The organism is Flavobacterium sp. RHBU_24, assembly GCF_046613695.1.
Classification (GTDB): domain Bacteria; phylum Bacteroidota; class Bacteroidia; order Flavobacteriales; family Flavobacteriaceae; genus Flavobacterium.
In genome coordinates this window covers 332,654-349,775 of sequence record NZ_JBKJHD010000001.1, presented here as the reverse complement: position 1 = coordinate 349,775, position 17,122 = coordinate 332,654, and the positions used below count along the sequence as shown (strand labels likewise).

Sequence of the window (17,122 nt, the reverse complement as noted above, 5' to 3'; positions counted from 1 at the left end):
CAAAATGGAGGTACAACGATTTTTAGCAGCACAGCAAGGCGTATATTTCGATGCGCTTGAAGAAATTAAAGCGGGCAGCAAGCGGACGCATTGGATGTGGTTCATATTTCCGCAGCTGAAAGGGCTTGGCCACAGCCCGATGGCAAATTACTACGGCATCAAAGATATCGGGGAAGCGGAAAAATACCATAACCACCCCATTCTCGGTAGCCGACTGGTAGAAATATCAAAGGCCTTGCTATCCTTGCAGGGCGTATCTGTAAATTCCGTTTTTGGGTATCCCGATGATGCAAAGCTGCATTCAAGCATGACGCTTTTTAGCCACGTGCCCGGTGCAGATCCTGTATTTGAAGCAGTACTCGATTTATATTTCGATGGAAAGCCCGATGCACTTACAGTACAACTGCTCAGTGGGGCTAATCAAAGATAGCCGACCGACGCATCTTCTCCCTGACACTTTCTAAGGTATTATTGACATATAGCATCGTGGTTTTAATGCTGCCGTGCCCCATTAGCCTGCATAGAGAGAAAGCATCAATGCCGGTATTTGCCATTAAGCTCCCAAAGGAATGCCTAGAGAGGTGAAAATGCAGTTTAAGCTCGATCCCACAAAGCTCCGCAATATGCTTCAAGTAACGGTTGGTTGTCTGGTTTGCAATATAGGGGAAAATGGTGTCCCTCTCCTGCGTGCTATACTTTTCAATAATCAAAGAAGCTTTTTCAAGTAAAGGAACCTGCACAGGCCTCGCCGTTTTGCCCTGCCATAAAAACAGGTAACCCGGCTCGATCTGATGCTTCCTCAGCCCTATGACATCACTGAAGCGCAAGGCGGTGTAGCAGCTAAAGAGAAAAAGGTCACGCGTTAGCTCCAGCCCATTTTTTTGCCGGCTGTCTACCGGTATTTCCAGTAATTGTATCCTCTTGACTTGGTCTTCGGTAAGGGTTAAATGACGTGGCGAATCCCTTTTTACTTTGAAAAAAGCATACGGATTCTCTTTTATAATTTTCCTTTTTAGCCCGTAATTCAAGACAACCCGAAGTACTTTATGGTGCGTACTGACCCCGCCGTCGCCAATACCTTTGCACCGTAAAAAGTCCTCAAAACGAAGCAGGAAATCTTGGTCGATCTTATGCAGTCCTATTGGATCCTGGAATTCCAGAAGCCTTCGGCGTACTAGAAGGTAATGCTTCCTGGTAGTTGGGGCAAGTAGCCTGAATTGTGCTTTATAGCATTCATCAAGCAGGGAATAAAAATCGGATTTTGCAGATTTCCCAAAGTGAAACCTTACCAGGTCCGTTGATATTTCAATATCCGCCACAATCTGCTTCCAAAGGAATTCCTCAATGGCAGCAACTTTCTTTTTTATAATACTATTGCGAATGCTTGATCCGCTCTCGGCAAAGGCTCCCGGCTTTGAAATCCATTCCTCAGAAAATCCCTGAACCCCTGTAGGTACCTTAATTTTCTTGCCTTTGATCGAGACTATCAGATAAACAGGGCAGGAATTATCCGCACGCTTTTTATCGGTCCGTAATATTGTTTTTACATTAAAATATCCCATCGGTTTCATTTTGATAATACTCGAAAAGGCTATCAAAAATAAGGATTGCCATAGCAATCCTTATTTTTTACTTTTAAGGTATTTCTCAACCCTATCCGGGTTGTTGCTGCCCGAGGCGTTTACGGCATCGATCAGCTCCTGCCTGCTTACTCCAAACTTCTCGGACCAGTATTGTACTTCATAATCTTCCGAAGTACTGATGCGGTCACGGTCCGGGCTGCCTGTTTTTGACTTGTTATCGCTCATGGGTTGTAGTTTAGATTAAGTACTAATTTACGTCTTCCCAAAAGGACAAACCAGTAGTTTAACGCAATGTTATAACAATGCAGGCAGAGACTGATATCTTCATAAGACGATATATTTGCTCCGGCAAACCCGATGCGGTACAACGAAAATATATGAATTTCTATCGAAGGGTGAACAGCTTCAATACCAGATTGTCTGGGAAATTGGCAGACACGTAGAGACGCTGTCGCTTGAAGGGACTACGTACCTGCTTTATGCTATCGGTAACTTTTTTGTGGAAATTAGATATTGCCTGCGTACAAGTGCAATCCTAGGCGAGAGTGAATTTAAGGATGTGGTACTACTTGATATATACCTTTATCGTGAAAATATTGGCAAGCTATAGCAAGGCTGGAAAAGGTCAGGCACCAAGGTCGATATCAAGCTCCAGCTCCTCAGAGAAGATTGACAGGGCATGGATCGCTTTTTCCCAACTGCCGCAGCATTCCGGGCTCAACGCAATTGTGACTACATCAACCTTAGCCAGGTAACGCTTTATCTCCTTCGCAACAAGCCGGATGGTCTCATCCGTATATAACTGGAAGTAGCCCCTGATAGGCGCGAAAAAATAGTCAAGGTCCACATTAATGATCCATCCTTTTTTTGAATTGGTTACCCAGTGCCTGTACTCTCCTAGGAATTGCTCTATTTCATATTCATCTTGTACGAAATCGGTAATTCCGCCTTCTTTTTTGGTTATGAAAGTTGTGCTGGCGAAAAGTTTCGGATAAAGTTGCTGAAGGTTTAATATATAGTTATCCCAACGGAATAGCTTGGGAAATATTCCGGTACCTTTCACCTCGTAACTAAGATTTGCATACTCTTCAAATGCTAACCCTGCAATATCGTTCCCTGTTCGATCACTACCGCATCGACCTCTTCAGGGCTTTCACACAGGTCATAATGACGGTCAATATGAAGATAATTATACTCCTTGTCTGTATCTATCTCCTGAAGCCAGCACCATGAAGCGCAACGATGGTTATCCATCACATATACTTTTCCTGACTTGTAAAGAAAATTAGTCGCAACTGAACCTGACTCGCCCAGTACCTCAGGCTTTTCTACTATCCACATCCTGTAATTCTTTTATTGTTCGAAATCCATGAAGGCTTTCAAGTGTAAAAATAAGGGATAAGCGGCATTTCCAATGCGAAAAGAGATAAAAAGGCAAGCGAAGTTATCGTGCGGGCGCAGGCTGCGCGCGCATAATGGCCGCAGGCCACCCTTCGGGACTTATAGCACTCCGCATCCGCCCGCACACTTCAGGACAGCTTTCTTTTTTTCCCTTTTTTCTTTTGGAAAATGCTGTTTTTGGCAGGGGTTGAAGAGGATGCAATACGACTGTTTCATTAAAACATTACATCATGGACATTACAGGAAGATTGACAGCAGATGCGCAGGTTCGCAACGTGTCAGAAGGAAAACAGGTGGTAAACTTTTCCGTAGCAGTAAATGACAGCTACAAGGCTAAGAACGGTGAGCGTGTTACGCAGACCGAATTTTTTGATTGTTCCTATTGGATTGGTACGGGCATAGCACAGTATCTGACCAAAGGCAGCATCGTAGAACTTACGGGACGTGTCAGCGCAAGGGCATGGGTAGACAATCAGGGACAGGCAAAAGCAGGTCTTAATTTCCACACTTCAAAAATCACGCTACACGGTGGCGGGGCTACAGGAGATAAACCACAGGCAAAGCAAAGTGAAAAGGATGAACCCGCAACGATAGAAGTTACAGGTACTCAGGTTAGCCCTGACGGGCAGCACGATGACCTTCCATTTTAAAACAACGTACAACTAAAATTTTATATTATGGCACATAATCTGAATTTCAACGAACAGACTGGAAAATTTTCTTTTTTCAGCGTAAAAGAAAAAGCGTGGCACGCCCTTGGGCAAATCGTACAGGACTACCCGACTTCACGGGAGGCAATTGCTCATGCAGGGCTTGACTATGAGGTAGTGAAAGCGCCCCTATTTGCCAAAGGCAGCGAGCCTGCCATTGACTTTGCAGTTCCCGACCAGTACGCTACCATGCGCACCGATACCAACGCCATATTTGGCGTGGTGGGCAAAGATTACCAAATCGTGCAGAATGCCGATGCCTTTGCATTCTTTGATGCCATCGTAGGTGGTGGGGACGGTATCCTATATGAAACCGCAGGGGCTATAGGACAGGGGGAGCGCATCTTTATTACGGCAAAACTGCCCGGCTATATACGAGTAGGTAATGGGGATGACGTAACCGAAAAGTTTATTTTCCTGACTACTTCACACGATGGCTCGGGAAGTATTACCGCAGCGTTTACACCTATTCGTATTGTTTGTCAAAATACCCTTAACGCTGCCCTTCGTTCGGCTACCAATGTGGTACGTATCAGGCACACCGCAAATGCAAAGCAACGGTTAGAGGATGCCCACAGGGTTATGGGCTTGGCAGATAATCTGTCTGTACAGCTTGAGGGTATATTTAACCAATGGTCAAAGGTGCGTATAGAAGACAGGGAGGTAAAAAAGCTGATACAACTCGCACTCTGCCCTAACACAGAAACTTTCAACCTTTTGAAGAAAGGGGCTGAAGATGAACTTTCAAGCGTATTCAAAAACGCCTGTGATGCAGCCTTTACCTATGCAATGGCAAGCGACACGCAACAGATGGAAACCACAAAAGGGACAGTATTCGGGGCGTATAATGCTGTGACTGGCTACTATCAGAATGTGCGAAACTTTAAAAATGATGAGGATAAAATGAAAAGCATCTACCTCGGCGGTACAGCTCAGGCAAGGGCGCAAAAAGCATTTGACCTATGCGCCGACTTTACAAAAGGTGGGGTTGCTGCCCTGATTATGAATTGAAGATTAACCGCAGCCCCGCAAGGGGCTGCAAAAAAAAAGATTATGAAACCACTACAGAATATGAACAATGTGGAAAAGGGCAAGCTACTCGCCACCCTCTTCCCTGAGCAACTAAAAGGCATATTAAACAGCCTTACAGAAGCGTATAATTTCCTAACGGAAAATGAGGAAGCCCTGCGAAGCACATGGGGCAATGACCTGCTGACTTTTGACTTTTGGTACAGGCAGGCGGCAGAAGTTGCCGATATTATAAAACGGCACAGCCGCGCCCTGACCAAGAGCAGTACCCTCTTTGCCGACCAATTGTTTGACGGTTACCACGCCATTTTTACAATTGACTGCATTGTGAAGCAGGCGGCAAGTTTGCCATCACTACCCGAAAACAAACGCTACGGGCTTGCTATACAATTACTGTTTAACCATTATACAGCTATGCCATGAGCCTACTGACTGATGCAACCGAAGAAGCAGTAATCAATATAATTGAGCAAATACTGTCCCGTTTCGGGGAATTAGATGGTTTAGGCGTAAGTAGCGAGGATGCCTTTGAAATCCGCAAAGCGGAGAACCTTTTAAGGGCAGTTGTCGAGAGCAACCCCCATTATACTAAAACTAAATAAAACAATTATGGCAATTACAAATTTTTTCAGCCAGGTAGCTGCCCTCAACTTTACGGGCTGCCTGAACCTGACCCTGCGCAAGGACGGCGAAAGCCTGACAGTCTCCGTACTGTTGCAAAATGATGCCTGTGGGGACACCGCAAAAAACCACATTCCCCCCCTGATACTAAAAGGTACGGCACAAGAACTTGGAGAGGGATTTTTCCCTGCTGTAGCTGAACCTGTACAAGAGACCTCGCAGCTACTGACCAATATGGCACAGTATCTCAAGGGTCAGGAAGAAGCAAAGAAAAACTCTGCGATGGAAAAGAAGAAAACCGAAAAGGTTGATAAAGCCGATAAATCGGACAAGCCCACCACGCCCGAAGAAATCAAAGAAATGAAATACAAAGGGATTATGGCGGAAGTCGATAAACTCGAAGCAGCAGGCAAATACAGGGAAGCGTGGATAAAAGTGCCACAGGCTTCGGAGTTTCCTGACAAAACCGAGGAAATGCAAAAATGCAGGTCAAGCCTGTCGGCTAAATTCAGCCCTGACCTGTTTGGGGCTGAGCAGCCTGCCACAGCAGTAACTAATGTTGAACCTAAAACCGAACAAGATGCTACAGACAGTATTGATGCCGAGGGTGTTCCTGATGAAAGATAAGGGGAATGAGTTCTCTCTTACCGATCCCGACCCGAAATGGAGCGTGGAAGCTGTGATGAATTTCTATGCGAATACGTACCCGACACTAACGACTGCTAAGACAGTCGGCCCTGAAATTACAAACGATACCGTACTATACCGTTTTGAAACCACTATGGGGACAAAAGGATAATGGTAAAATTCAACGTTATGGACTATGCAAAAGATAATAGCGGGGCAGTTACGGCTGCCCCACAACAAAAGGCAAAAGCTGCTACACAAAAACGTAGCCGAGTTCCTGATGGGGTTGCAGCGCAGGAAAGACACCGCAGAGGTACTTGCCGACCGCCCAACCTCAGCCCCTGTGGGACTGCTGCCTATGGTTTTCTGAAAACCCGCTTCCTGCCACACCATGCAGGGCAGGCAATTGCAAGCGGAAATGATAAGGGCGATTTTTACCGCAGTTTTAAATTGCTGTGCGACCACTATAATATAAATCCAGTAGACACCACAGGGTTTGCCTATCCCTATGGTAGGGAGGTTGCCCTGCACGAAGCAGGGAGGCTGCTCAATGAGATGTATTCTCAACATATTGAATTAGAACTGTTGGAGGATAACGGCAGCTTTGCGGTTCAGGCAACAGAAACCTGTTACACAGGCAATACGCTGTTTTATATTCCTGTGTTGCCCCTGCATTATATGATGCAGGACAAAAAGCACCGCAAGGGCGCACGGCTGTTGCTTTGTGTTTTCAGCTACCTGTTCCATACTGTAAATATTCCCTACTACACCGAGGACAGTTTTTTGTATTGGCAATATGAAATGGTTACCGAATGGGTAACCAATGACCCCGATGATTGGGAGCAAAAAGATTACAACGAATATGTAAGCCAGTTACGGGCTGCACAGCATTACGGGGAAACCATGTTGCGCAGGATATGGAACACGGTACACTTTGACCATTTTGGGGAATGGCTTAAAACCTTTAAGCCCATTGATGATTTGGACAGACAATGCCAAATCATTGCCCACAAGTTTTACAAGCTGTGGCAGGACTATCCCGAAAATTCCATCTACAAACACGCTAATACAAGCTGTCTGCCTGACTATGGAAATGACGATTTTGATGATGATGAATGTATTACAATGGAAAAATACGTCGGTTTTGTCGCAGCTACCGACGGGTGGCTGTACGAAAATGTACAACAATCCGTTAACGGCTTTTTTAGCGAAAGCCTTTCAAAACAAGAGCCTGTACTAAAACGCTTCTTTGACGGGCAACCGCAGGATAACGATACCCTCGATTTTGAATGTCGTTTGTTCCCACTTCTGAATGAATTGTGTTACCTCTTAAACAACTATGACTATGACACCAAACGTCCCACTATACCAGCCTAAAGCAGCGCTTGTGGTGTTTACAGCAAGTGGGTTTACTGCTCCCTATATTGAGTATTACGATATGGACGAAAGCGGAAGCCCTGTAAACCCACACCCGTTAACCGTAAGGGAAGCCCAAAGCCTTGCCAAAGCCCTTGATACCCGAGAGCAGGCAGGCAAGGCATTCCTGCGCCCCGAGGGCGTGTTGCCTGACAATGTACTGCACCTTGACCCCTCCGACAACAGCAGCGTGATATGGTACACCAAGCCCCAACGCCAAAAGTTATACTTTGCCGACAGCCTGGGATTGGATAACGGTAAAGTTTCATTGCCTGCGCTCGTTTGGAAAGCCACCAAAAGGGAACTACAAATATTTGCCCTCAACGGTAAAACCAAACCCAAAGCAGAAACCCCGTTATTCCACGCACCCTTTTTCAACCTCTACCAAAAAGGCAACGTATGTATGGGTAATGTCAATGTAGCCATTAAATCCGCTGCGAGCTTGGAGGAATTTATTACGGCATGGCAGGGCTATTTCTTTGGGAGTTATTTTTCCCACCACATCAACGAACACAACCCCGTTGGCGTTAACCTGTTCAACCTCTATAAAGAACTGATGGCAGACCCTAAAAAGCCATTCCCGACCGACACCCTTAGAACCACAACGCTAACCCTTAAAAACCTACTGTAATGGAAACGAAAATAAAAGCACACTTTACAGCACCCGAACTACTGAACACCACCAACCCGATAAGCGTGTGCCTTATCGGGGCAGGCGGCACAGGCTCACAGGTGCTGACAGGCTTGGCACGAATGTCACACAGCCTGCAACAGTTTGGACACGCAGGCTTTCAGGTCAGCCTTTGGGATGACGATATTATAACCGATGCCAACCGTGGCAGGCAGTTATTTGCAGAATGTGAAGTCGGCTTATCCAAAGCAACCGCACTCATTACCCGTACCAACCGATTTTTCGGAACGGCTTGGAAAGCTATTGAAAGACCTTTTACTGTTGATACGGCAACAGGCAGGAATGCTATTTATATCTCCTGCGTGGACACCGCAGCAGCACGTTTCGGGATAGCTGAAATATTAAATGATTTGGATTTAAGTACACACCGTGTCGATACGCCCCGTTATTGGATGGACTTTGGCAATAGCAGGGACACAGGGCAAGTTGTCCTCTCAACCATCGGCAGTATCAAACAACCTGCATCGGAAAAGTTTGCAACTGTCTGCAGCCTGCCACAGGTTACTCAGGAATTTGCCGAATTGCTCGTGCAGGGCGATACCGAAGACCTGCCAAGTTGCTCCCTTGCCGAAGCACTTGAAAAACAGGATTTGTTCATCAATTCCACTTTAGCACATATGGGCTGTTCCCTGCTGTGGCAAATGCTCCGAAATGGATTGACCTTTCAAAGGGGCATATTTCTCAATCTGATGGATTTTAGGACAGCACCACTACCCATGCCCTGAAACACCCACTAAGACATTCGGGGCTTTGGTGCGGCGCCAGACTGCTAAAATCAACCGCTGAAATCCTACATGTAACTAAATATAAAAAAAGCGGCATTAATAGATACCGCCAGCATTATAATGATGCTCCCATGCTCACTACAATGCATTTAAAATTTATACCTTGATTACAAACTCTCCCGAAGCATTTATAGTACCAACATGATAAGAAAAATCACTTCTCATAGAAATGCTGGCTTCATTCTCAGCCAACTTTTCATCAGAAATATTTACAACTTCCACAGGACACCTTGACAGCAATAATGAAGCGGCACTCCATCCAAAAATCCTCATAGTATTGTTTGGATAGCTACGTAGGCATTCTAACTGGTGCACCTGCAACTCAATATGGGCCGCTATCCAGCCGCAAGGGTCGTCCGACAAAGCAATCGTTTCTTCATACAAATCTTCGTCGTCCAGACTATACAATTGCTGTAGCAGGTCTTTAATGCCGTTTTCTGTAAATGGATATTTTCCCATACCGTTGATTTGACATATAAAATTACGAGGATGAGTGTTTTACAGGTTTAGAAAAACATTCAAAAAATTGCAAAAATCAGGCTTAATAAGCACATCCAGCAATTATCTGAAATCATCTACAAAGAAGTCATTTAATTTATCCTGCAATACTGTCTTATCCGGCAACTGCGTCCTGTACTCAGCTACCATCGTAGGAGAGAGGCTACGGCTCAATGCATATTCAACAACCTGCATATCTTTGTCTTTACACAATAAAATACCAATACTGGGATTTTCATGTTCTTTTTTTATGTCACGGTCAAGCGCTTCAAGGTAAAAATTGAGCTGTCCAATATGTTCCGGCCTGAACTTATCTGCTTTCAACTCAAACGCTACCAGGCATTGCAGACCTCTATGGTAAAATAAGAGGTCAATAAAGAAGTCACTGCTTCCAACCTGTAATTTGTATTCTTCGCCCATAAAGATAAAATCCTTTCCAATCTCCAATATAAAATCCTTCATTCTGCCGGTTAACCCTTTTTGTAGGTCGTTCTCGCTGTGCACTTCAGGCAGATTGAGAAAATCAAAAACATAGCTGTCTTTAAAAATACCCGCAGTACCGCTACGTTCCGCAGAAGGTTTCAAAGCCTCGTTCTTCTGACCGAGCATTGTCCTTTCAAACAGGCCGGCAGATATCTGGCGTTCAAGTTCCCTTACACTATAGTGTTCCTTCAGGCTGATGGTAATATAAAAACTGCGTTCTTCCGATGATTTGCATCGTGAAACAATAATGGAATGGTGTGTCCAGCTAATTTGCACTAATGAAGTCTTCCTTATATCCTGCATTTGAAATTGTCCCATCAGTGATGGGACAATTATAGGATTTTGATTATCAGTATTTTGAATCAAAACATGCTTTGTAAACGAACTCTCCCTATAGGTTTCGAAAAACTGTATCATTCTGTACATGCCCGTGCGGCTGAACCCTTTAAGTTCAGGATTATGCTGCTGGATATATGATGCCAGTTCATTGACTGTCTTTTCACCCCATTCTGCGTTTTTAAGCCTTTCTGAAATATAACAGCCTATATTCCAGTAGAGATTTATTAGTTCTGCATTAACTGCGCGCAGTGCTGTGGCCTGTGCGTTCTTAATGATTGAAATTATTTCTACAAATTGATGTTCCATACGAGAAAATTTAAATTTTACAATGTCTACTGTACTGCTATGGTACTTGCTCCGCTTAGCTGCTCTTTAAGCTGACGGATCTCCTCCTTCATCTCCAAAAGTGTTTCCATGGAAAGGGGTGGTGTGGCCTGGCGGTGGTTTAGACGCATCTCCAGTTGTTTCATTTCTTTCCCAATTGAAAGTTCCTCGGTAAGTGCATATTCTTCCGTTTGCTTGACAGAACTATGGCCCAGCATTTCCTTGACCACATGAATAGGCACATTGTTATTAAGCGTCACCGTACTACCAAATGTACGTCGGGCCTTATGTGTATTAAGTACGCTTGTAATACCGCAGATATCAGCAATTTCTTTTAGGTAGGCATTCATTTTTTGATTGGAAACCACAGGCAATACTGAACCGCGCTTTACGCAAAGCGGATGCTCCTTGTGACGGTCAATAATTTTAAGCGCCTGGGGAAGAAGCGGAATGTTTATTGGACTGTCCGTTTTTTGACGCTGGGTAATTATCCATAGTTCACCGTTAACCCCCATTCGGATATCGGACTTCTTAAGGTTAAAAACATCGATATATGCAAGTCCAGTATAACACTGAAAAATAAAAATATCCCTGATGACCGATAGTCTCGCAACCGCAAAAGAGTGGTTTTCAACGATGGATAGCTCATCGGAGTTCAGTGGCCGTTTAATGATTTTAGTCTTTCGGGATTTGAAATTTTTAAAGGGGTCAGCTGTAATGATGTCCTTATCAATTGCACGCAAAACTATTTTCTTAAAATTTGCGATATACTTGAGCGCGGTGTTGTTGCTTATTTTCCTGACTGTTTTCAGATAAAATTCATAATCTTTGACAAACTCATAATTCAACTGCCTGAACTCAATATCGTCCGCCTTATACTTAAATGCGATAAAATCTTTGACATGTGATTTTGCGGTTACGAATCTTTCATAGGTTCCCATTGCATATTCGGCAGGAACAAGCGCAAGGATTTCTTCATTATGGGCAGTAAACTCCTCTAAGACCTTTACCCTCGAAGTCCTTTTCCCTTGGAGGTAATCCATCAGGGATTGTGCAGTAATGATATCATCATCATTTAGTGAATCGATCCTGAACTGATTTATTTTAACCGCTAACGAGTCAAGAAATAAGTTAAGGATGCGTGAATCTTCCCTTGTACCAGTCGCCCGCTCTAATTTTTGGTTCCAACGGGTCAGGTCCCACCTTTGTTTTGTTGATGTTTCTCTCGAAATTCCATCAACTGTTACCCGCAGGTAAATAGTACGTACATTCTCTTTTTTTGCGGATGCCTTCAAAAAGAAGGTAAATCCAAAGCTGCTTTGTAACATAATCCAACATTTTATAAATTAATAAAGGTCGAATTATAACGCTTATCAGTCAAGATGTTAACGAGGTTAACTGGTTTGATTATCAGTAAATTAACCCCTATTTTGTGGCAAAATTTTCAAAAATAAATTTTGCCACAATTTTGCCACAAACTTTTTGTGCGCTTTTGAAAATTTTAGATATCCCCTGAAAAATAAAAAACCCACAAAACAGTGATTTTGTGGGTTTTACGAAGCTTTTTGAAAATTTTGCTTTGTTTTGAAAAGCTAAAAAAATCGTTTCAGCAGAGAGGAAGGGATTCGAACCCTCGATACCCTTTTGGAGTATACACACTTTCCAGGCGTGCGCCTTCGACCACTCGGCCACCTCTCTAAAGTTTAGTGCGGGCAAAAATAGCGTAAAAAACCGGATTACAAAACTATTGCGAAAGTTCTCCGCAAAACGGTGTTTCAAACAGGGTTTTAAAGTGCGCAGCAGCTACTTTTTGTCCCAGCAGATACATCATTTTTGTAATGGCAGCCTCGGTAGTAATGTCGGCGCCGCTTATTACACCAATTTCTTTTAACGATGCGCTTGTTTCATATTGGCCCATGTTTACCCGGCCGCCGCTGCACTGGGTAACGTTAACTACCTGTATACCCCTTGCAATGGCCGCCCTTAAAATGCTTATAAACCAGTCGCCCGAGGGTGCGTTGCCGCTGCCGTAGGTTTCCAGCACGATGCCCTTAAGCCCGTCAATATTCGTAATGGCCGACAGCACTGCCGCAGTAATGCCGGGAAACATCTTTACGATAACCACATTGCCATCAAAACTACCGGTTATAGAAAATTCCGGGTTAGTGCTGCTGAATAGTAAGTCGCGGTTAACCCTGAGGTGTACACCACTTTCGGCAAGCGCGGGGTAATTGGGAGAAGTAAAGGCGTTAAAATGTTCGGCGCTTATTTTTGTAGTACGGTTGCCGCGGTACAGTTTGTATTCAAAATAAAGGCACACCTCTTTTACATAAGGCTGGCCATTTTCGGTAAGCGAAGCTATCTGTATGGCCGTTATCAGGTTCTCTTTTGCATCGGTGCGCAGGTCGCCTATGGGCAATTGCGAGCCCGTAAGCACCACCGGCTTTGTTAGCCCTTTTAACAAAAAACTTAACGCCGAAGCCGAATAGCTCATGGTGTCGCTGCCGTGTAATATCACAAAGCCGTCAAAATCATGATAATTAGCGTTTATTATTTGTGCCATCTTTACCCATTGGGCAGGCTCCATATCGCTCGAATCGATAGGCTTTTCAAACGAAAGTGTCTCAATATCGCAGTCGAGCTGGCGTAACTCAGGTATGTTTTGCAGCAACTTTTTAAAATTGAACACCTTAAGGGTGCCGCTGGTAAAATCCTTAACCATGCCTATGGTACCGCCGGTATAGAGCAGCAATATCCTGGGCTTAGGCATCCTGGTATTTCATTTTATTGGCAACAGGGTTAGCATACATGGCCAGGAACCCTTCACGTAGAACATTGTTTTCAACATCAATGCGCATTTCAAGCCTGCGCTCAAAAACCTGCTTTTCCTTTTCGGTATATTCACTGGCAAACATAGCAGTGCCATTAAGCAAATCGTAAGCAATATAGTTGGTAGGCCAAAGTTTGTAACCTTTAATAATCGACTCGTCTATAACCTGTGCCAGCGCCTGTAACTGCTTGTTTGCGCCTTCGGCCTGGCCTACTGTAAAATCAAGCTCGTTATCAATTACATCGTCCACATGCAGGTGTATGCGCTTTTTTTGGCCCATAATACCGCTAAGCAGCGTGTTGAAGTCTTCATTTTTTTCTTTTACATATACCTCATCTTTAGATTCGGCCAAAAGTTGGGGCATCTTAAGCGCGTCAGTAGGGTCATATTCATACGAAATAGAAACCGGCACTATCTTAAGCTTCCTGAAAAACGTGGTAAGCGGCTGGCCCTCATTGCTCATGGCAAGCATTTTAAGCACGCCCTGCTGGGTAGCGTCGTTACCGTCTTTAGTGCGGCCTTCGCGCTGGGCTATCCATACGCTGCGGTTTTCACGGCGGATAAGGTGGTATATGTATTCGCTCATCAGGCGGCTGCTTTGCAGGAGTTCGCGCGGAGAGAGGTTGCGCTGTACAAGAAAGTTTCGGTTAAGCCTTGAAAGCACGTTTAAAAACGACTTTTGCACCAGGTTGTCGCCTATGGCGCTTGCGGTCATTACCAGCCCGTGCTCGAGCAGCGAAACGTTAAGTAAAGAGGTGTCCAGGATAATATCCCTGTGGTTAGAGATGTACAGGTAAGCCGTATGAGCGTCGAGCTTTTCAAAGCCCGATGTGGTAAGGCCTTCGCTGCTTTTGCGCAGTACCTGGTGTACGGCATTATATATAAAGTTTGCCTGGAAATCACGTTTAGAGTGGGTACGCAGCAGTTGCTCTTTCCATTCACTTTCATCGGCATCAGGAAAGGTAAAACTCATAAGTGCCTTCATCATCGGGTGGTGTACTACACTACGCAGGGCCTCGTTTACTTCGCTGTCATAAAAAGGCCGGATATGATCAAATTTCGGCATGCTATACTTTAATGTTAAAACTATTTACAAAAGAACGAAAATTTATTGTATTTAAACCGAAAATCTTTATTAAATACCATATACATTTGCTGCATTCCGGGTGGTAACACGTGCTATTTCGCTAAGCGGAAGATGGTATATTTCAGCCAGTTTTTGCGCTACAAGCACCGTATAGGCACTCTCATTGCGCTTGCCCCTGTGCGGTACCGGGGCCAGGTACGGCGCATCGGTTTCAAGCACTATATTGCTTATATCTATGTCTTTTAAAAACTGGTCTATTTTGCCGTTCTTAAAAGTAGCCACACCGCCTATGCCCAGTTTCATGCCGTAGCCAATGGCTTTTTTAGCCTGTATAAAATCGCCGCTAAAGCAATGAAATATACCGTATAGCCCGTCGCCTTTTTCGCTTTCCAACACCTCAAAGGTTTCATCAAAAGCATCGCGGCAGTGTATGTTTATGGGCAATTTATATTTTTTGGCAAGCTGAATCTGCTGTTTAAATGCGTCCTGCTGTTCTTTCAACAATGTCTTGTCCCAATACAGGTCTACTCCTATTTCGCCGACGGCATAAAATTTGCGCTTGGGGTTAGCCAGTTCCTGTGCTACAAATGCCAGCTCCTCAATATAATTCTCCTTAACATGCGTGGGATGGAGGCCCATCATCAGGAACACATTATCCGGGTACTGCTCCTGCATGGCGTACATAGAATCTGTGTGGGCGCTGTCTATAGAGGGTATAAAAAGGCGGGTAACACCGGCATCAAACGCGCGCTGCATCATGGCATCACGGTCTTCGGCAAAAGCCTCACTGTTAAGGTGGGTATGGGTATCGGTAAATGTCATTTTTTTATATAAGCTGAGGGGCAAAAATACAAACTTGGTGTGGTTATTGACGGTTTATTACCAATTTAAACTAAATTTGATTTTCGCGAACCATTCACTTCACTATGGAAAAACTTCAGGCACTTCTTAAAAAGGAAGGCTATAAACGCATTAAGTTTAAGATTAGCAAAACCCAGCATCTTTTAATAAAAGCCCGTATTAACGGTATTGCCGGCAACTTTATACTCGATACCGGCGCCAGCAACAGCTGCGTGGGTTTTGAGGGCATAAACCATTTTGAACTGGTTGCAGCTGACTCTGAAACCAGGGCAGCGGGGGCGGGCGGCACCGGCATGCTAACGCAAACCTCCCTTAAAAATAACCTGAAGCTGGGCCGCTGGAATACAAAGACGTTTGGCCTTGTAATTTTTGACATGAGCCATGTTAACGAGGCCCTGCGCCAGTATAACGCAAAGCCCGTGCACGGCATTATAGGAGCCGACATACTTATAAAAGGCAAAGCCATAGTAGATTACCACAATTTTTGTTTGTATTTGAAGTAAGAATGGGATTTTTTTCATATTTTTGGTATAAACCAACTTTTATGAAAAAAATACTACTTCTGCTTTTAGTAAGCACATTAGGCTATGCACAACCCCAAACAGCTACTCCTGACGACCTTGTAACATGCGATGACAATAATGATGGCGTAGCCACGTTTGACTTAACCATGAATGAGATGCAGGTGCTTGGCGGACTTAACCCCGCCGAATACAGTATAACCTTTTATGAAACCTTAGAAGGCGCTACAACCGGTGAAAGCCCTATTGAGTTCCCTCAAAATTACACAAACTTAGCTAACGTTGATTCCCAAACAATATTTATAAGGGTTGAGGAAAATAACGTGCCCGATAACTTTTCTGTCGAGTCATTTGCCATAATGGTTAACCCCGCGCCTGTACTGCCGGATAATATAATGGTGTACTCCTGCGGAGGTGTTTTTGACCTTACCACTGCCATTGAAGAAACTAGTTATACCCTTGTATTTTATGCTACATTATCTGATGCTCTGGCGCAGGTTAACCCGATAGTTCAACCTGAAAGTTATACCGGGGAGGGGAGTATATATATTACTGTAACTTCAATAGATGGATGTAATGCAACAACCGAAATACAATTGGTTTCGGGTATGTCGCTCTCCGCAGAAATAGTATCTGAAGGAGATACTGTTACCATACTTGCCACCGGTGTACCGGCGCTTACCTACCAGATAGATAACCTTGCACCGCAGCCTTCTAATGTTTTTTATAACATAAGTTACGGCGAACACACTATACGTGTTACCGATAGCTGTGGCAACATCTATGTGATAACTTACCTTGTACTGCCTGCTGCACCTGCGCCCGAACCTGATCAAACTGTTGTTGAAGGCGATACCCTGGCCGACGTTATCATCTACGGAGCCGACATACAATGGTATGCAGATGCTGAAGGTACGATTCCGCTATCGCCGGAAACCGTGATTGTAGCGGGCGTTACCTACTATGCCACACAAACCATAGATGGCTATGAAAGTGCAGCCTATCCATACGCTGTTAGCGGATTTGCCGGCATTGATAATCTAAATAAAAACACTTTTACCGCCTACCCTAACCCGGTTACCGATATATTGACTATTTCGGCTACTACAGGAATCGATACTGTTGAAATATATAATTTACTTGGCGAGCTATCGCTTACGCAACAGGTTTCAGAAAGTACAGCTAGAATTAATTTGCAGGGGTTGAAAAACGGCATTTACCTGGTAAAAGTTACAGGTTATGACAATATACAGTCACTTAAAATTATCAAAATGTAGGGTAAATACGTTCATACCTGTTAAGCTAAAAACCAAAAT

22 protein-coding genes and 1 tRNA gene are annotated in these 17,122 nt (G+C 44.2%); 12 read left to right on the top strand and 11 right to left on the bottom strand.

The features are described 5' to 3' along the window. Positions 1-4 precede the first annotated feature (4 nt). Positions 5-430, top strand: a complete 426-nt coding sequence (locus tag ACLI09_RS01660; RefSeq protein WP_411417839.1) for a DUF1810 domain-containing protein — start codon at positions 5-7, stop codon at positions 428-430. On the opposite strand, the gene ACLI09_RS01655 is transcribed toward ACLI09_RS01660, so the two are convergent. The 4 genes from ACLI09_RS01655 to ACLI09_RS01640 all read right to left on the bottom strand — a co-directional run bounded on the left by ACLI09_RS01655 (position 417) and on the right by ACLI09_RS01640 (position 2,924). Further along, positions 417-1,562 (bottom strand): tyrosine-type recombinase/integrase, encoded by a 1,146-nt coding sequence (locus tag ACLI09_RS01655; protein WP_411417838.1) that lies wholly within the window; start codon positions 1,560-1,562, stop codon positions 417-419. The genes ACLI09_RS01660 and ACLI09_RS01655 overlap by 14 nt on opposite strands. A 60-nt stretch (positions 1,563-1,622) precedes the next feature. Continuing rightward, complete coding sequence (locus ACLI09_RS01650) at positions 1,623-1,808, bottom strand: DUF3606 domain-containing protein (RefSeq protein ID WP_411417837.1); 186 nt, start codon at positions 1,806-1,808, stop codon at positions 1,623-1,625. A gap of 400 nt (positions 1,809-2,208) precedes the next feature. Then, entirely contained in the window at positions 2,209-2,646 is a 438-nt protein-coding gene (locus tag ACLI09_RS01645) for a hypothetical protein (RefSeq protein WP_411417836.1), read from the bottom strand. Between the two features lie 32 nt (positions 2,647-2,678). Beyond that, positions 2,679-2,924 (bottom strand): UPF0489 family protein, encoded by a 246-nt coding sequence (locus ACLI09_RS01640; RefSeq protein ID WP_411417835.1) that lies wholly within the window; start codon positions 2,922-2,924, stop codon positions 2,679-2,681. A gap of 290 nt (positions 2,925-3,214) precedes the next feature. On the opposite strand from ACLI09_RS01640, the gene ACLI09_RS01635 reads away from it, so the two are divergent. Genes ACLI09_RS01635 through ACLI09_RS01595 form a run of 9 tightly spaced genes read left to right on the top strand, consistent with a single transcriptional unit; the run spans position 3,215 to position 8,803 of the window. Next, positions 3,215-3,634, top strand: coding sequence for a single-stranded DNA-binding protein (locus ACLI09_RS01635; RefSeq protein WP_411417834.1), 420 nt, complete (start codon positions 3,215-3,217; stop codon positions 3,632-3,634). Between the two features lie 27 nt (positions 3,635-3,661). Further along, positions 3,662-4,705 carry a DUF932 domain-containing protein gene (locus tag ACLI09_RS01630; protein ID WP_411417833.1) on the top strand — a complete coding sequence of 348 codons (1,044 nt, stop codon included), beginning with the start codon at positions 3,662-3,664 and terminating at the stop codon, positions 4,703-4,705. A 42-nt stretch (positions 4,706-4,747) separates the two neighbouring features. Continuing rightward, a complete protein-coding gene (locus ACLI09_RS01625) occupies positions 4,748-5,146 on the top strand; it encodes a hypothetical protein (protein ID WP_411417832.1) in 399 nt (132 codons plus the stop codon). After that, positions 5,143-5,325 carry a hypothetical protein gene (locus ACLI09_RS01620; RefSeq protein ID WP_411417831.1) on the top strand — a complete coding sequence of 61 codons (183 nt, stop codon included), beginning with the start codon at positions 5,143-5,145 and terminating at the stop codon, positions 5,323-5,325. The genes ACLI09_RS01625 and ACLI09_RS01620 overlap by 4 nt, the downstream gene beginning before the upstream one ends. A gap of 7 nt (positions 5,326-5,332) precedes the next feature. Further along, complete coding sequence (locus tag ACLI09_RS01615) at positions 5,333-5,971, top strand: PRTRC system protein E (protein WP_411417830.1); 639 nt, start codon at positions 5,333-5,335, stop codon at positions 5,969-5,971. Further along, positions 5,925-6,143: a PRTRC system protein C gene (locus tag ACLI09_RS01610; protein WP_411417829.1), complete on the top strand. Its 219-nt coding sequence runs from the start codon at positions 5,925-5,927 to the stop codon at positions 6,141-6,143. Before ACLI09_RS01615 ends, ACLI09_RS01610 begins: the two co-directional genes overlap by 47 nt. A gap of 17 nt (positions 6,144-6,160) precedes the next feature. Next, on the top strand, positions 6,161-7,348 hold the full coding sequence (locus ACLI09_RS01605; RefSeq protein ID WP_411417828.1) for a hypothetical protein: 1,188 nt from the start codon (positions 6,161-6,163) through the stop codon (positions 7,346-7,348). Then, on the top strand, positions 7,317-8,018 hold the full coding sequence (locus ACLI09_RS01600) for a PRTRC system protein B (protein ID WP_411417827.1): 702 nt from the start codon (positions 7,317-7,319) through the stop codon (positions 8,016-8,018). Before ACLI09_RS01605 ends, ACLI09_RS01600 begins: the two co-directional genes overlap by 32 nt. Continuing rightward, the gene (locus ACLI09_RS01595; protein ID WP_411417826.1) at positions 8,018-8,803 is read left to right on the top strand and encodes a PRTRC system ThiF family protein; all 786 of its coding nucleotides are present in this window, start codon (positions 8,018-8,020) and stop codon (positions 8,801-8,803) included. The genes ACLI09_RS01600 and ACLI09_RS01595 overlap by 1 nt, the downstream gene beginning before the upstream one ends. Before the next feature lie 156 nt (positions 8,804-8,959). On the opposite strand, the gene ACLI09_RS01590 is transcribed toward ACLI09_RS01595, so the two are convergent. The 7 genes from ACLI09_RS01590 to ACLI09_RS01560 all read right to left on the bottom strand — a co-directional run bounded on the left by ACLI09_RS01590 (position 8,960) and on the right by ACLI09_RS01560 (position 15,246). Next, entirely contained in the window at positions 8,960-9,322 is a 363-nt protein-coding gene (locus ACLI09_RS01590; protein WP_411417825.1) for a hypothetical protein, read from the bottom strand. A gap of 102 nt (positions 9,323-9,424) precedes the next feature. Continuing rightward, positions 9,425-10,489, bottom strand: coding sequence for a PDDEXK nuclease domain-containing protein (locus ACLI09_RS01585; RefSeq protein ID WP_411417824.1), 1,065 nt, complete (start codon positions 10,487-10,489; stop codon positions 9,425-9,427). Between the two features lie 26 nt (positions 10,490-10,515). Beyond that, positions 10,516-11,835 carry a site-specific integrase gene (locus tag ACLI09_RS01580; RefSeq protein ID WP_411417823.1) on the bottom strand — a complete coding sequence of 440 codons (1,320 nt, stop codon included), beginning with the start codon at positions 11,833-11,835 and terminating at the stop codon, positions 10,516-10,518. 282 nt (positions 11,836-12,117) lie between these two features. After that, positions 12,118-12,205 (bottom strand) — tRNA-Ser (locus ACLI09_RS01575). A gap of 46 nt (positions 12,206-12,251) precedes the next feature. Next, the gene (locus ACLI09_RS01570) at positions 12,252-13,277 is read right to left on the bottom strand and encodes an asparaginase (protein ID WP_411417822.1); all 1,026 of its coding nucleotides are present in this window, start codon (positions 13,275-13,277) and stop codon (positions 12,252-12,254) included. Further along, on the bottom strand, positions 13,270-14,403 hold the full coding sequence (locus tag ACLI09_RS01565; protein WP_411417821.1) for a 1-acyl-sn-glycerol-3-phosphate acyltransferase: 1,134 nt from the start codon (positions 14,401-14,403) through the stop codon (positions 13,270-13,272). The genes ACLI09_RS01570 and ACLI09_RS01565 overlap by 8 nt, the downstream gene beginning before the upstream one ends. Before the next feature lie 69 nt (positions 14,404-14,472). Continuing rightward, positions 14,473-15,246, bottom strand: a complete 774-nt coding sequence (locus ACLI09_RS01560; protein WP_411417820.1) for a TatD family hydrolase — start codon at positions 15,244-15,246, stop codon at positions 14,473-14,475. Between the two features lie 104 nt (positions 15,247-15,350). On the opposite strand from ACLI09_RS01560, the gene ACLI09_RS01555 reads away from it, so the two are divergent. Beyond that, positions 15,351-15,788 (top strand): retropepsin-like aspartic protease, encoded by a 438-nt coding sequence (locus tag ACLI09_RS01555; protein WP_411417819.1) that lies wholly within the window; start codon positions 15,351-15,353, stop codon positions 15,786-15,788. A 41-nt stretch (positions 15,789-15,829) separates the two neighbouring features. Further along, entirely contained in the window at positions 15,830-17,083 is a 1,254-nt protein-coding gene (locus ACLI09_RS01550) for a T9SS type A sorting domain-containing protein (protein WP_411417818.1), read from the top strand. Positions 17,084-17,122: the final 39 nt, after the last annotated feature.